Source organism: Mesorhizobium sp. M2D.F.Ca.ET.226.01.1.1, from assembly GCF_004022705.2.
In the GTDB taxonomy this organism is placed as follows: Bacteria; Pseudomonadota; Alphaproteobacteria; order Rhizobiales; family Rhizobiaceae; genus Mesorhizobium.
In genome coordinates, this window is the sequence record NZ_RZOY02000016.1 from 12,914 (window position 1) to 28,437 (window position 15,524).

General features: G+C 59.6%; 12 protein-coding genes and 1 pseudogene. 1 reads left to right on the forward strand and 12 read right to left on the reverse strand.

Annotated features, from left to right (window positions below; all coding sequences use genetic code 11):
* Positions 1-48 precede the first annotated feature (48 nt).
* The 6 genes and pseudogenes from EN869_RS29150 to EN869_RS29175 all read right to left on the reverse strand — a co-directional run bounded on the left by EN869_RS29150 (position 49) and on the right by EN869_RS29175 (position 8,895).
* Complete coding sequence (locus EN869_RS29150) at positions 49-2,565, reverse strand: hypothetical protein (RefSeq protein WP_127229627.1); 2,517 nt, start codon at positions 2,563-2,565, stop codon at positions 49-51.
* 89 nt (positions 2,566-2,654) lie between these two features.
* Positions 2,655-2,766: pseudogene (locus EN869_RS29155) on the reverse strand (molybdate ABC transporter permease subunit); the annotation flags it as partial.
* 86 nt (positions 2,767-2,852) lie between these two features.
* Positions 2,853-3,881 carry a sulfate ABC transporter substrate-binding protein gene (locus tag EN869_RS29160; protein ID WP_127229628.1) on the reverse strand — a complete coding sequence of 343 codons (1,029 nt, stop codon included), beginning with the start codon at positions 3,879-3,881 and terminating at the stop codon, positions 2,853-2,855.
* A gap of 509 nt (positions 3,882-4,390) precedes the next feature.
* Positions 4,391-5,077, reverse strand: a complete 687-nt coding sequence (locus tag EN869_RS29165; protein ID WP_127229629.1) for a hypothetical protein — start codon at positions 5,075-5,077, stop codon at positions 4,391-4,393.
* A gap of 338 nt (positions 5,078-5,415) precedes the next feature.
* On the reverse strand, positions 5,416-5,874 hold the full coding sequence (locus EN869_RS29170; protein WP_127229630.1) for a MucR family transcriptional regulator: 459 nt from the start codon (positions 5,872-5,874) through the stop codon (positions 5,416-5,418).
* Positions 5,875-6,408: 534 nt separating this feature from the next.
* The gene (locus tag EN869_RS29175; protein WP_167509404.1) at positions 6,409-8,895 is read right to left on the reverse strand and encodes an EAL domain-containing protein; all 2,487 of its coding nucleotides are present in this window, start codon (positions 8,893-8,895) and stop codon (positions 6,409-6,411) included.
* 660 nt (positions 8,896-9,555) lie between these two features.
* On the opposite strand from EN869_RS29175, the gene EN869_RS29180 reads away from it, so the two are divergent.
* Positions 9,556-9,753: a hypothetical protein gene (locus EN869_RS29180; RefSeq protein WP_127229632.1), complete on the forward strand. Its 198-nt coding sequence runs from the start codon at positions 9,556-9,558 to the stop codon at positions 9,751-9,753.
* 426 nt (positions 9,754-10,179) lie between these two features.
* Here EN869_RS29180 and EN869_RS35265 read toward each other — a convergent pair whose 3' ends face one another.
* The 6 genes from EN869_RS35265 to EN869_RS29215 all read right to left on the reverse strand — a co-directional run bounded on the left by EN869_RS35265 (position 10,180) and on the right by EN869_RS29215 (position 15,216).
* Positions 10,180-10,707 carry a hypothetical protein gene (locus EN869_RS35265; RefSeq protein ID WP_245514646.1) on the reverse strand — a complete coding sequence of 176 codons (528 nt, stop codon included), beginning with the start codon at positions 10,705-10,707 and terminating at the stop codon, positions 10,180-10,182.
* Positions 10,708-10,739: 32 nt separating this feature from the next.
* Entirely contained in the window at positions 10,740-10,928 is a 189-nt protein-coding gene (locus EN869_RS29190; RefSeq protein WP_127229633.1) for a hypothetical protein, read from the reverse strand.
* 656 nt (positions 10,929-11,584) lie between these two features.
* Positions 11,585-11,797: a hypothetical protein gene (locus tag EN869_RS29200; RefSeq protein WP_127229635.1), complete on the reverse strand. Its 213-nt coding sequence runs from the start codon at positions 11,795-11,797 to the stop codon at positions 11,585-11,587.
* 17 nt (positions 11,798-11,814) lie between these two features.
* Positions 11,815-12,054: a hypothetical protein gene (locus tag EN869_RS29205; RefSeq protein WP_245514647.1), complete on the reverse strand. Its 240-nt coding sequence runs from the start codon at positions 12,052-12,054 to the stop codon at positions 11,815-11,817.
* A gap of 678 nt (positions 12,055-12,732) precedes the next feature.
* A complete protein-coding gene (locus EN869_RS29210; protein WP_127229637.1) occupies positions 12,733-13,887 on the reverse strand; it encodes a porin in 1,155 nt (384 codons plus the stop codon).
* A gap of 630 nt (positions 13,888-14,517) precedes the next feature.
* Entirely contained in the window at positions 14,518-15,216 is a 699-nt protein-coding gene (locus tag EN869_RS29215) for an antitoxin Xre/MbcA/ParS toxin-binding domain-containing protein (RefSeq protein WP_127229638.1), read from the reverse strand.
* Positions 15,217-15,524: the final 308 nt, after the last annotated feature.

A 15,524-nucleotide genomic window follows, 5' to 3' on the forward strand; every position in this document is an offset into this window, starting at 1 on the left:
CCCCAGAGGACTGTTATTCAGAAAATAACGAAGGACGCTAAGGCATTTCTACGGACGGCAGTAGTAGGGTCGACCATTGACCATCTTCATGATGCCGTAGGCGCCAGGACCGCAAGTGGCCGGCGGACCGTCGGCCAGTTGCAGGATTGTGGCGGAGACGGTGCCGGAGACGTCGAGGCTGGCGGCGGGATTGGTGACGCCGACGCCGACGTTGGTAGCGAAATAGGCTCTGCTGCCGCTTACAGTACCTGTCGTGGAGATGCCGCTCGCGACCCAGACGCCGTTGTAGTAGTAGCCGGTGGTGACCCCGGATTCGGTAATGGAAATGCTGTTGGTGTTGCCGTTGGCGACAACCTGAGCGGTGCCGGAGACGATACGGTCGGAGCCCGCTGCGATGACGCCGGTAAGGCCCGAGCCATCACCATAGAAGTGCGTGGCCGAGATGTTGGCAAAGTAGCCGGTGGTGGCGCTGACTGTGCCGTTGCGAGTGGCGTCGATGTAGGACGCGGAGACGTTGGTGGTGCTTACGCCCTTACCGACGTAGACCCCGGCGGTGGAGACCTCCACCACGTTGCCATCACCGAGGACGACTTGATTGGATTTGTTGGGCTGGGCGTTGAAGCCGACGCCGGTGACGTTGCTGTAGGTGTTTGAGACGGAAGCGTTCTGGACGGCATAGGCACCAAGGGCCGTGACGTTGGAGGCCAGGTTGTTCCTCCCCGCGAGATAGCCCACGGCGACGGTATTGAGGCCGGTATTGTATTGACCCGCGTAGGATCCGATTACGGTAGAGTTAGACCCCGTATTGTACTTCCCGGCGGCAACTCCCATCGCCGCTAGGGCGTAGCCGGAGTTCAGCTGTCCAGCTTCCTCACCCACAGCCGTCACGTAAGCGGACGTATTATCCTTGCCGGCGAAATAGCCGACGCCCGTAAGGTGAGTCATGGTGTTGTTCTGGCCGGCAAAGCCACCGACCAAGGTGGAATAATCCCCGGTGTTAAGCTGCCCTGCGGCATAGCCGAAGGCGGAGAGATAGAGGCCGGTATTGGTCTGGCCTGCCAGGTACCCCCCCGCCGTTATGCTGTTGCCCGTATTGTTCTGGGCGGCATAGGTACCCATTGCGGTGACATTGGTGCCGCTGTTGTTCTGGGCGGCGTAGGCACCCGTAGCTGCAGTGTTGGCGCCAGCATTGCTATAGCCGGCGTAGGTTCCTACCAGCGAGGCCGTGCTGCCGGTATTCTGGTAGCCGGCGCCATAGCCGAGTGCCGTTACATTGCCAGCGTTGTTAAGGCGTGCTGCCGAGGCGCCCAAAGCCGTGACGCCGGTGCCGGAGCTGCTAAGGCCGGCACCGCTGCCCAGGACCACGACGTTGGTGCCGGTGACGATATCGAGCAGGCCGCGAACGGAGAGATTGCCGTTGGGGCTGAGGGTGGCGACAGAGGTGCCGGAGGTAAGGCGGTCGGTGACCGTGCTGATGCCGGTGAGGCCGGACCCGTTGCCGACGAAGTTGGTGGCGGAGACGGTACCGGAGACTTCAAGAGCGGTGGTTGGGGTTGCGGTGCCGATACCGACTTGCCCGGTGCCGAGGATGCGCATTAGCTCGGACCCGCCAGCCATAAAGTAATGGTTACGGGCACTGTTGTAGCTGCTGTAGTAGAGGTTGCCGCTGGACCCGTTAACGCTCGAATAGAGGCCTGTTATGTCGCTGAGGCGAATTATGGGCGAAGAACCCATAATGTTGAGCGACGTGCTGGGGGTTGCCGTGCCGATGCCGACATTGCTGCTGAAGTACCCGGTGGTGCCGGAGATGCCACCGGTGGTGCTGACCCCTTTGCCGACGTAGACGCCGGCTGTGCTCACTTCAACAACGTTGCCGTTTCCCAGAACCACCTGGTTGGACTTGTCGGCGGTATAAACGGCATAGCCCAGCAGGGTGACGTTGCTGTAGGTGTTGGACGTGCCTGCCCAGCCCCCGACGGCGGTAACGTTGTTGCCGGTGTTGGTCTGGGCGGCGGCATGGCCAACCGCTGTGAGCGCGGTGCCGCTATTATACTGGCCCGCGTAATCGCCAACTCCCACGACGTTTGGGCCAGCATTGCCGTACCCAGCCGACTTCCCCACCAATGTAACGGCGCTTCCGGTATTGGTCATGCCGGCGTTGGTGCCAACGGCAACGACATTGGTGCCGGAATTGGTCGACCCTGCGTTGTTGCCGATCGCGACCACATTCGTGCCGGTCACGATTTCGAGCCTCCCGGAGATGGTCAGGACACCGTTGCGGTCGATAACCGCCGAACTTGTGCCGCTAACGATGCGATCGGTTGTAAGCGTGAGGCCGGTCAGGCCGGATCCGTCGCCGACGAACGTGCCGGTAATGGTCGAGCCGCTGACAACCGGCGCGTCGGAAGGACATCCAATGTCGCCCCGTGAGGCTTCTCCATAGCAAAGCCGGTTGCCGGTGATGCCCATGGTGGTGGAGACGTTGACGACTGCGCCCCAGTCCTGCGCCCACGCCGGCCCTGCCACCAGCACGGCGGGGATCAAGAGGCGGAAAAGGAGGCGCATAAGTCACTGTACCGCAACCTTAACCGGTTGGCGTCGCTCCTGACGCCAAATGGGGCAACCGTCGTTGCGGGTTCGCCACTGCTGTGATTAAGGATGATGAGCGTGAGGTAGGCAAGCGAGAAGCCGAGCGTCAGTCCGAAGCCCGGAAATGACGCTCGGCTGTCTGAACCGGCACCCCGCTTTAGCGGGTGCTGTGGTCATGCTGTTCTGGATCGTCCCCTCTATTCAATGGCTAGGCGCAGTCGCATTCGGCCGGTATGCCCATGAGGCTTACCGGCCGTCCGGCCTCACTTGGCCGGCTTGTAGATCTGGTCGAATATACCACCGTCGCCGAAATGGTAAGGCTGCGCCTTCTTCCAGCCGCCGAATTGCGGGTCGTCGATGGTGACCAGCTTGATCGCGGGCAGCTTGGCGAGGTCCTCGGCCGGCACCAGTTCGGGCTTGGCGGGGCGATAATGGTTCTTGGCGATGATGGTCTGGCCTTCCTTCGAATAGAGATAGGAAAGATAGGCCTTGGCCACCTTGCGCGTGCCCTTGGCGTCGACATTGGCGTCGACGACGGCGACCGGCGGCTCGGCCAGGATCGAGGTCGGCGGGTAGACGATGTCGAGATTGTCGGCGCCGAATTCGTCGAGCGCCAGATAGGCGTCGTTTTCCCAGCCGATCAGCACGTCGCCCAGGCCCTTTTGCGCGAAGGTGACGGTCGAACCGCGAGCGCCGCTGTCGAGCACCGGGGCGTTGGCATAGAGCTTGCTAATAAATTCCTTGGTCTTGGCTTCGTCATTGCCGTCATGCGCGTTGGCATAGGCCCAGGCCGCGAGATAGTTCCAGCGGGCGCCGCCCGAGGTTTTCGGGTTCGGCGTGATCACCTGCACGCCGTCCTTGACCAGGTCGCTCCAGTCATGGATGCCCTTGGGATTGCCCTTGCGCACCAGGAAGATGATGGTCGATGTGTAAGGCGCGGAATTGTTTTCGAATTTCTTGCGCCAGTCGGGATTGATCTTTTTCGACTTCGAGACGATGGCGTTGATGTCGCCTTCGAGCGCCAGGGTCACCACGTCGGCGTTGAGGCCGTCGATGACCGCACGGGCCTGCGCGCCCGATCCGCCATGCGACTGCTGGATGGTGACGGTTTCGCCGGTTTCTGCCTTCCAGTGCGCGGCGAAGGCCTCGTCATAGGCCTTGTAGAGCTCACGTGTCGGGTCGTAGGACACGTTGAGGATGGTGGTGTCGGCAAACGCGAAACTGAGCGTGCCGAACTGGACGGCCCCTGCGAGTAAAGGGGCAAGTAGCCATGTCTTGAGAGATCGAGTCATTGGGGTCTCCGTTTGCGATCTCATCAATCTACTAATTTAGTAGGAATTAGAAATGCGCCGCCGCTTCGTTTTTGGACCATTCGCGATTAGGTCATTCCAATTCGTCCGGAGGAAACGAAATGGATTACTCGCGGGAATGGAACTGAAAGCCCTCGTCCAGAATCTTGCGAGCAGGCAAACTGATGATGGCGGCAGCCAAATTGCATCCAACAGTTCGGACCTGGTTGAGCGCTGGTAGCTGTGCCAGACCAGCTCATCGGCAGAGAGCCCGAGAAGTGCAGCGAGCTGATCGGGGAGATCACCGGCGTCTGATTGCGCGGTCCGTCCGGCGACGTTCACGGCTGGCGAAATGGGGCTTTCGCGTGCGTAACCTGCGGAGACAATAGGGCTAACAGAGGGCAAGGCTAACCGCCCGCTTTCGCGCTTTGTTCTCGTGCGTAAGTAAAAACTAATATGCAATCGGCGCACGTAAATGCCGCCCCTTGAGGCGGCATTTGGCAGAACCAACGTTAGTTGATGGTGTTGGCAGCGTAGCAGAGGATTACGGAGTTGGCCGTAGGCTGGGCAGACGGGATGGTGGTTGCGCCGCCGCTGGTGCTGTTCAAGCAGGCGGTGGTGCCGTAGATCACACGGCCCTTGGTGGCATCAACGCTTCCATCAATGGCTTTGTCGGCTTCCTTGGCGTCGGCCAGCGGCATATCGGCGAACTGGACAACCAGGCGCTGGTCGGGACCGGCGGTAGCCATGGTGTTGACCTGTTGCGTAATGGTGCTGGTGGTGGACGAGCCGCTGCCGAAGTTGTGGTAGACCACGGCGGAGGTGCCAGTACCGCTGGTGCGGAAGCCGGGGAGGATGTTGCGCAGGTTGGACTGGTCGATGGTGCTGGCCCAGCTGGCGGCGGGGATGGTCTGGTTAACCAGCACCGCCATGTTGGTGGTCGGCGTGCCGGCGCTGGATAGCGCGTTTTGCGGCCACAGGCGTTGGCCGGAGTAGAACTGGCCGTTGGCGTCTTCAACCTGCTTGAGCTGGGCACCGGCCTTGGTACCGCTCGAGCGGTTGAGCAATTGCCAACCGACCGTGATGATCACGAGGGTGATAAGAATAGCGATGATGGCGACGATCAGAATGGTTTGGTCGATCGTATAGCCCTTGTTGGAGGTAAGACGGTTGAATAGGCGATTGAAAGTAAGTTGCATTCTCAGGGGGTCCTTTGCTGATTGTTGGTCTTGAGACCTATGGTACCCCGCTCCAGATGTTCTGACAGGCAAAGGAGAAATTTCTGACAGCACTGTGTGTGATTTGTGCACTGAACCAGAGGGTTGCGCTGCCTGACGGCAAAACCGCCGCGGCGGATTTCGGTACCGCAGGAGCGCCAATGGGGTCGTTGCGACCTGGTGGATACCGGCCACGCTGGGGCGCACTTGGGCGGCCGGTTATTGTCGCGCCGCAACAAAGGGGCAGCGAGAGAACGGCTGACTGAGGTTGGAGGCTGCTGCCATCTCCCCAAATTGTAACCTACGTCAAAGCCGAAAGCTCAACTTTCGAGCGAGGGAGGCGATTCACCCTGTGGTCTGGCGGGCGGCTTGCGACCGAAGCCAGCGGATTTGGCAACGAGGGACCGCTGAGCGGCATAGTTGGGTGCCACCATAGGATAATCCGGGTCGAGTCCCCACTTGGCCCGATACTCCTCCGGCGTCATGCCGAAATGGGCCCCGAGGTGCCGCTTAAGAGACTTGAGCTTTTTCCCGTCCTCCAAGCAGACGATATAATCGGGGAACACTGACCGCTTCCGGTTGACGGCCGGGACAAGCTCAGGTTCTCGGAGCGCAGGCGGTTGCAAAATGCTCCTCAGCGCAGAACTGACACTTGCGATTAAGTCAGGAACGGCGGCGGCGGGGATCGCGTTGCTCCTGACAAACGCCGCGACGATGGTGGACGTCACAGCCAGCACGTCCACCGTTACGGGTTCGGTTTTGTCATCATCCATAGACATGCTCTTCGCCTTTCGCTGGCCCTCGTATCCGGAATACTGGCAGCACCTTCTGAGCTGCGTTAGCTCAATCGTCACGTTGGTGCTCGCCAGAAACAGCCGCAGGTTGTCGCTTCCGCATTGGCGTGGACCTCTGTCAGGATATATGCGCTTTGCTTGCCGCGCTTGGTATGTGCCCTGTCATCATCCCAGTGTGGTCAACTCCTACGGGACTTTCCTCGGAGGAAGGTAGCGTCTTTCAGCGGGAGATATTCTTGGCCGATCGGGCCCACGGCGGTCTCGGACGCCGCGGGTGTGACCGCGACCATCAACGAGACCATCGACGGCAGCGTCTTCGAGCGCTGGCGAAACGACGGATCTTACCGCCCGCAGACCCTTGCCGAGTGGGCAGACGTCTCAGCGTGGACCCCTCCAGGGTTGGCCAGTCCGTTTCCGCCAGTGATCCGGCCGGAATTGCCCTGGAGTCGCCGCCGGCAGCGGGTGGACTATGGATGCCTCCGAAACCACCCCGACCCAACGCCCAGATGGACGATCCCGTTACGCGAGACGCGATGTCTCTTCGAAATACGCGCCGATGATGGCGGCAACGCTTTCACTGGCAACCGGCGGACTGAACAGGAAACCCTGCAACTCGCCGCATTTCTCGGCACGCAGTGTCTCCAACTGTCCGACCGTCTCCACACCTTCGGCCGTAGTATCGATGCCGAGGCTGGCGCCGAGGCCGATCACGGCACGGACAATGGCGAGCGACTCTGGACATCGGCCGATCTCGCGGACGAACGATCGGTCGATTTTGAGGCGGTTGAACGGAAACTGCCTGAGATAGCTCAGGCTGGAATAGCCGGTGCCAAAATCGTCGAGTGCAATGCGCACGCCCATCGAGCGAAGCTGCTTGAGGATGGCGAGGTTGGTGCTGCTGGCCGACAGCAGCACCGACTCGGTGATCTCGATCTCCAGCTGGTGCGGCTCCAGCCCGCTTCCGGCCAGGGCCAGTCCGACCGTTCCGACGAGGTCCCCTTTGCGGAACTGCACCGGCGAGACGTTGACGGACAGCACCAGCTCGCGCGGCCAGGTTGCCGCCTCCCGGCAAGCCACCGCAAGCGCCCAGCGGCCGAGCTCGTCGAGCTTGCCGGTTTCCTCCGCGATCGGAATGAAATCCGAGGGCGACACCATGCCTCGGCGCGGATTGTGCCAGCGCAGCAGGGCTTCGAACCCGCGCAGCTTTCCGGTTTGCGTCCGGATGATGGGCTGGTAATGCAACTCGAACTCGCGGTCGATTTCGGCGCCGCGCAATTCTATCTCCAGCGCACGCCGCTCGCGCTGGCGCATGTCCATCCCGGCCTCGAACCAGCGGAAGGTGCCCTTGTCCGATTGCTTCGCGCGGTACAGGGCGAGATCGGCGCATTTCAGCAGGCCGTCGATGTCAGCGGCGTCGTCTGGGACCAGAGCTGCGCCGATACTCGCGCCGATCACTATCTCGGCGCCGTCGACCTTTCGTATAGCGGTGAGATCGCGGATGACGCGCTGGCCGAGCTCCTCAACGTCGGAGCGGCATTCGACGGCCGGCATCAGGATCGCAAATTCGTCGCCGCCGAGCCTGGCCACCACGTCGGTTTTGCGCACCAGTTCTTTCAGGCGGGCGGTCACCTCTATGAGGAGTGCGTCGCCTGCCGCGTGTCCGAGCGTGTCGTTGACCGTCTTGAAATTGTCGAGGTCGATCAGCACCACGCCGAACCGCCGTCCGTCCTGCTTGAGGCTGACCACCGCCCGCTCCAGCTCGCGCGTGAAAACCGTTCGATTAGCCAGTCCCGTCAATGGATCATGATGAGCGAGGAAAGTGATATGGGCTTCGGCGCGCTTGCGCTCCGTCATGTCCACAATTGTCGATAGTATTGCCACCTGATGGTCTACAAGGGTTTCGCTTGTGTACTCGATCACATCGAGTTCGCGACCGTCGGCCGTGCGGTGCCGAAGCACCATCTCGCGACCGTCGCTTTCGCGGATGGTGGTGCCATCCACGCGGATTTCGGCCAAGCTGCGGTCCAGGAAGTCGCTGCGGCTGTAGCCGTAGAGACGCAGCGCCGCTTCATTGACGTTGAGAAAGTTGCCGGTCGACTGGCTGCGCACGAACATCGGAACCGGATTGTCGTCGAATAGAGAGCGGAAGAGGGTCTCCCGCGCCTTCAGGTCGCGAATGTCGGTGAGAGTGACCACCAGCACGCCGCCGGCGATGTCGACACCGACCTTGAGAGCGATCCTCTGCTGTCCCAACCAATAGGCGAGCTCGAAGCTCGATAGGCGCCCCCCTGAACCCGCGCGCAGCAGTTCCTGGGGTACCTCTGGTATGCCGACCTGGGTCAGCGCGTCCGATAGCAGGGTGGACTGGAGGCTGTCGACGGTCGCTCCGAGGAAGCCCGCCGCGGCCTCGTTGATGCTCAGTATGCAGAAGTCAGAAATTGCGCCATGCCCACAATCGATCGGGCTCAGCCCGATAACGCCTTCCTGAGTGGAGTTGATGAGCAGACTGGAAAGCTCGAACTGGCTGGCGCGCGGCCGAAGGAATAGAAGGAAGTATTCGCCCGGCCAGCGGCACGACAATGGCAGCGCGACGATCTCGATGGTGGAGACCTTGCCGTCAACGACCCAGTGGCAAACCTTGAGCCGGGGCTCGCCTGCCGAGGAGGCGTTGTCGAGGGCGGAGGCGATTGCCAGATTGAAGGCATATGGCAGCTCATCGAGGCTGCGCGCGGACTCCGCAAAGCCGACGATGGCGCGGAAGCGCCGGCCGCAGCGCAAAAGGAAGGGCGGCTCGTCGCCCAAACGACGGACCACAGCGATCTCCTCTGAGAAGCGGCCGACGCTGCCTAGCGCAATTTCCTCATAGGGCGGGAGGGGACCTGTGCCGCAGGCGGATTGCCAGCGGCGCACGATGAGCCTCACGTCGTCGAACTCCGTTTGGGCCGCTACGCTATGCCCCCCGGCAGCGTCGACCGTGTCGGGGCCGGTCTGCTCAAGCCCCACCATCGGGCGTGGACCCACCCTCTGCAAAAAAACGTCTCTGAGAGCCGCAATCATCCTCGCATCTCGCCGGTTCTGCCGCGGGTCCAATCAGGTCGAAGGCGAAAAACCTCGACCGGTCAACAAGCAATCTGAAGAGCGTAGCTCCGGTTGGCCGGAGCATCTGGCATCCTAGGCGAGCCCGCAGATCCGACGGTCTGCCGCGGTGCGGTCGTGCGCCTTGTCTGATCCTGCGCTCCACTCGGCGCGGAACCTATGGGTTGGACCCTTAACGTTCGACTAAATAAAGCGTCATGATCCTGTTAAATCAGGTTGCTGCGCAGAGGCTTGGTCCGTCGGCCAAGGCGCTCACGGAGAGGCCGCCAAGGGCCGCATGTTTGTAAGGCCCGACGCGAGTCTAGGGCCCAGCGCTCGTTTCCATTGCAATCACTGGCGTGGGGTGACGAGGCAGGTGCGTGGAATGAGATCGAACAGCCTTTGATGTGCTGCCCGTCAGCGCAATTAACAATGTATCTTTTGCGCAACATTCTGAATTTCTTGCCTATTCCATAGGCAGCAACAGCCATGAAACGCTACACAGTCATCATTTTGAGGCATTCTGGGAATTGACGATAAAGCATCGCCCGAAAGGGCAGTTGGCCCTCATCGGCCAACAGAGGAACACCAATGCCTGAAATCACTTTTGACCCTGCCGGCGGCACTATCGAAGATTATTTCAAGAACGCCGAAGTACCGAAGACTGCCAAGTTAACGGCAAGGCTTCGCAAATTGGACAACAAGGTTCCGCGCAACGCTGTGACTACGGCAGACATCGATCGACTGATCGAGAGAACGAACGCTCACTATGCCAAACGCTCCCGTTAAGGGGGCGTCTTTTTACTCCGACAATCAGTATGTCTTCATTGTCCGGCGCCGTCTGCGCCGCCAGGCGGCTACGGCGCGTTCGCCGCTGCCGCCAATGGTATCCTCATTCCGACCGATCGTAGTTTTGCGACGGAGCAAGCTGCGACCGATGCGGCCATGGCCGATTGCAGCCAATACAGCGGTGGGAGCCAATGCGCAGTGAAGCAGGTTTTCCGCAACACGTGCGCGGCGGTGGCGCGTGTCATTCGGGTGACGAGAAAATCGCACTACGCCTTCAGTTGGAGCCGACGATCCGGGACGCCGAGGAAATGGCGCTATCAGAGTGCTTTCAGCGCAATGGCCGTCCCCTGCGAGGTGACGCGGCAGGTTTGCGTACCGTCAATGGTCGGTTTCCTATTAGGACGCTCGGCCATGGAGTGTTGGAGTTCAAAGGAACGAGGCCGGATCTCGATAGTCGCCGCAGAGGATCTGCATGAAGTGGACGGCTTGGCTCGGATCCTCTTGAAGGTTCTCGCAGGCGCTCCAAAGTGTTCGGGAATGAGGCGGCGACAGTGGCGGCTCCATGCCCTTCAACTCGTAGTGGACAGTGACCGCGAAGATGGAGCAAACGGTCAACGCAAGATAGATGGTAGGGAATGTCCGCAACATTTTCGTTCTCTCGCTGTCACTGTGCCGGATTTGCGAGAGTTCAATGTGGTAATCTTCGCTGATGATAGCCCAGCAAAGCCAGCCAACGATACGATAGTGGAAATGTGGTTCGGGTGGCGCAATGCGGGTCTCGTTATTGAGGCAACGCGTCAGCCAAACGGCATGTGCCTCCTTCAGAAATCTATCTTCAATTGCACAAAAGAACCCTGCATCGGCACACTCGCTTTCGGCAACCTGCTTGAAAGTTTTTACAAACCAGTCCGGATCGCGAAGCCGGACAAGCAAACGATCATCAATGATGCGCATACAAATACTGCCCCCAAGGGGGGCAGCATTTATCATGATTCGCGAGGTATGAGAGAGAAATCAACCAGCGAAGTACGGTTTCCGTTCATCGGCACACCATAATAGCCATAGAAAGCTATGATGTCCTGCATCATCGGGTCCAGATCGTTAGAAGGCCGGCCTTTAGTCACAGTCGGGCTTAGCTTTTCGCGCTTTGCCTCGGGGGTTGCAGTACGTTTCATCGCGTTCCTCGTAAAAATACGCGATGTTTGCTGTTAAGCTGACATCGCGACGATTTGCTGTCAGCTAGACCTATGGAAATGAAAAATGTTTCGCATTCCTACTGGCTTGCCCTGAGATGGTTACTCAACCGTTAAATGTCGTCAACAATTGTTTTCGTGACGCACGTAGACCCTTCGGATCACCGAGTCATCATTCGCCAACACGCGTGCGGCGCGACTTACTGTCGCTATACCGCAGCCTACAGCCCGGCGTATTTCACACTGGGTCATGTCGTTTGCGACGAGACGAGCGAAGATGCGCCACGCTTATTCGCCGCATCGAGTTCTGCTGGGCTAAAGATGGCCAGGAACGCCTGACATTCATTTCATCACGGATCCTGGCAAGAATCTGCTGAAGAGGAATCACTGTTGGTCCGAAATCGTGGTTGCATTCGTACAATAATACGACTGAAACCGCCGTCAATGGAGCGGGTCACCCCCTGGCTGTGATCTGCGACCGTGCCTGACTGGAGCGGAAAAGGGGCTAGATCCAGCTTGCTGACATCTATTTTTTGCCGTTCGAACTCTAAGTTCTGCCTGAAAACCAATCCACATGGTTTTCTGTCGTGGGTCGCGCTCCATCTCCTGGACCATCCGCTGCTCAGCCTTGCTCAAGGTCATCCATCTGCGGCGGATTTTCGGCCAACGATTGTTTGAAAACCTGTTCCGCGAGCAACGGGAGCAACGCCCGGAGGAGCGCCTTGCGGAGAAGTGGCAGGAGCGCCTTCGTGGCCGACGGTGGGATTGATTTCGTGGTCGATGTTCTCGATGGATTGTTCCAGCGACAGCGCATGTTCGCGAAGTCGCGCCAACCGGTCCTCTGCACTCATGGTAACCTCCGAAGGGGTTAGTGCTCGTAGTGGTAGGCGGGAAGATGCTCCGGCTGCTCTTGCAATTCAGTGATGAGATGGGCGCGCAGCCTCTCCCCGGAATCGACCAGTTGTTGGGCGCGCGCGTGGAAATAGAACGCACCTTCACGCAAATCCTCGTCAATCCCTGGAATCGTCTCGGCCTGGTGCTTACGCATCGCCCAATAGGCAAGGCGCTTACGTCGCCGGACCAGATCCGTTTCGAGCCATTCCAGCACTTTTCGGGTCTTCTCGCGCTGTTCGGCCGTGAGCTCGGGGATTCCGAATACCGATCCTTGATGTAACCTGGCCATATCTTGATGATGGGGCGGTATTATGAATCCCGCAAGTGTTAGCTGGGTCGAGGAGCAGGAGACTGCTAGGTTTATAGGCGTCGGAAGTACCTGAAAACTCACAGAAAGCGCCCGCGGCCCGGCAGCCAGGCTAACAAATCGTCAGGGGAAGGCTTCCGCTGCCTTGGCTGCTCGCCGACGTGAGGCGTCGGGCGATGGCGAGTTCTTCGCCAGATCCTTCCTGAACCAGTCCAGGTGATGCTGGGGCGACCCATACGCGGCGTTGGATCAGTTGTCGGAGACGATTGCGCGTTCCCCGTCAATGTGATGGTAACCGAGAGCTATGGCTACGTTACCCTGAGCGCCAGGCGCTTCTTGCCCCTGCAATAATCTTTCTGGCCAAAATGGCGCGGCGAGAGCGGCGGGATCGGGACGATTGCTAGGGGTGCGAAGGGCGCCTCTTCAAGGGCGCCCTTCGCATCGGCCGGCATGCTGGGTCATGGGGGGCGAAGACCTAACTACCGCCGATCTGTTTTCTGTATCCCATTAGCCAGCGCAGGCTGGGTAGGGAAGCCACCGCGTCCGCATTCGCGTGCTGCCAACGCTGTGGTTCAGAGGCGACAGTTAGAACGAACGCTGGAAGCGGAGGATGCCCCCAATGTTGTTTTTCTTGTCGGCTTTGGTCCAGTTGGTGACGGTGTCATCGCCAACGTGCAAGTAGTCGACTTCGGCCGTGACCTTGAAGCCCTTGGCGATTTCATAGGCAATGTTCGCCGCGACGCCGAAGTTCTTGCCTTCATCATAGGAGAGCTGGGTGTTGAACGAGGTCTTCTCATTGAACTTGTAGGTGCCGCCGCCCCAGACTGCCCAGTTGCCGCTCCACTGCTTGTAGAAGCCGCGACCGTGAGCATCGATGACGTTGCCCGCATCATCGTTGAGGTTGTCGTCGGTGCCGTAGCCGCCCATCACGAACAGCGACAGTTCATCGCTGGCTTTGACATCCAAGCGGACCTTGCCGGCGACTTCTTCGTAGTTGCTGTCGTAGGCGACGACGCCGCTGATCCCGCCCCAGCCCTGTGTGTACTTCACGCCGCCGACCACATGCGGAACATAGCTGTCGATCGTGCCAACAGTGCCGGATCCTTCTTCGAGCGAAGCCACCGCCGAAAAGCCGTTGCCGGCGTCGAAGTAGTACTGGACGACGTTGGTGTCGAAATCACCGTAGGGAACCAGCGTGTCGTTGATGACGTTGCCGGCATAGCCGATGAACGAATCGAAGGCCGATTCGTCCTTACCGACGCGCAGGCCGCCGAGCTGGATCCAGGCGAAGTTCAGCGTAACGCCCTTGTTGACGGCGGGGTTGTCGGTGACGACGCCCCTTACGACGGAGGCTGTAGCGTTGCGGTTGCCGAAGTTGAAGCGGGTCTCGGTGTAGGTCTTCAGAGTCCCGAGTTCGGTTTCCTGGCCGGTCCAGGTCCTCAGCGAGAAACGGGCATTCTTCTTCCAGGTGGCCTGGATGGAGCCGTCCTGGTGATCGACGTTCTTAGCACCATCGAACGACCCGATGTCGCCACCGGCGATGTCGTAACGGACATAGCCGCCGATGCGCAGGCAGGTTTCGGTGCCGGGAATGTAGAAGTAGCCGGCGCCGTAGACGTCGCAGATCTTGACGTACTCAGCGGGCTCCGGCTCGGCGACGGTCACCGCATCGGCGGCGCGGGCACCGGAAACTGCGATCAGGGCCGCAGCTGAGCCGAGAAGAAGGCTCTTGATGTTCATTTTTCAGATCTCCAGACAAAAGTTAAAACGGGTTTGATTTCTTTGCTGAAGGGCAGCGTCGCCACCCCATCCCCAACTATTGAAAAAGAAGCGCATCGCGCCGCCCTTTCGCCCCCGACATGGCCTAACCCGCGGCGGCGTTCAACAGAGATTGTCTTCGAAGCAGGCCTTTTGGAATCTTATGAAAGTATTGTTGCGCAAATATCACGTTTTCTACATGAAAATGGCACATATTAAACAACTGGCACGAGTGAAACGCGAATTTAAATTTGAACTATATAATCACTAAACCGATTTAGATGATTTTATGAAGAATATCATGTTGGGCGAAAAAGAGATTCGCCCTCTGCGCGCTCACCTTTCGGGAAACCCGAGGCATTGCCGCCATCCGAGTGACCGGCGCTAAGAGCGCCTATCCCTTCAGAGCCATCTGTCCGAAGCTCGGGATTGTGCGGCGTTGGCGTTGCCGTTCGCCGACACGCCCCATATCGGCAGAAGCGCTCACGCAGGATGGGATCGTGCCGGCTTACACCACGCGAAGGCTGAAGGTGCCCTGGAACATTACGTTGAACTTCCTGTTCTTGCGTGTGCCGGAGGCTGGAGCCGACGGCATAGGCCCGGTGAAGAAGCTCAAGTCGATGAAAACTTGCGGGCAGCCGACACGACGTCACACACCATGTCCTGCTTGAGCACCTCGATCGGAATGCGTCCGCGGAGTTGCGGCGAAGGGCGGGTCAGCCAGAACCACGCGAGCCGTGGATTCCCGATTGCCGACATCACTTCGCTAATCCCCGATGCCGGTCTGCCGTCGACGAATTGGGCGAGCGGGAAGACATGTTTGCGGCCGCCCTTGCGCAAGGCAATAACCTCATTGCGCCTTTGCCAGCGATGCAGCGTCGAGCGAGGTATGCGGAAATGCTCTTCCAGAAAGGTCGATCCGGCGACTTCGCCCGCCCAGTCCTCAATCAGCACCGATTGCAGATCGTTTGTCCGCTTTGCTGGTGAGGGTGCTGTGGTTGCCGGCATCGGGCCATTATCCGCGCGATTGGCACTGGCGGACCCGCCGCGTGCGAACTCCCCCAATCCACGGAAGAATTCCGGGGCGAACGCAGCGCATTCGCCTTTGAAAGAGCCGATCGCGAGTCGCTGTGCTTGTGGAAGGAAGGGAACGGCGGCGGCGAGGCCGCCGGCGATGGCGCTGACTGAAACCAGAGCTTGCGTGTCGAGAACAATGCCGTGCTGGATCAGGGCCTGTTGCACGGCTTCCGTCACCAGGTCTGCCAAGGCATCCTGCGAGATCCCGTGTGTTCGATTTTGAAATCTGGTCATGTAACTGTCTTGCGCGCCCCTCGCTCCCGTCACCGGCTGCGGCCGAGATTTGAACGGCTACACCGGGAAGCGAAAATCGCAGCAGCAGATGCAGCGACCCGACAGGTTGCTGTCTTGCATTTGACATCCCCAACTGACTGTCAAGGCGTCCCGAAATGTCAGTCACGGGACGCATCGGTTTTTCGTTTAGGTGCGAATTATGACGGCTGCGCGACAGAGGCGGCCGAATAGACCTTCTTCCGAGGGAACGACCAAGGTTACCAACAAAAAGGGCCGCATTCGCAGCCCTTTTTTACCAAATTATATTG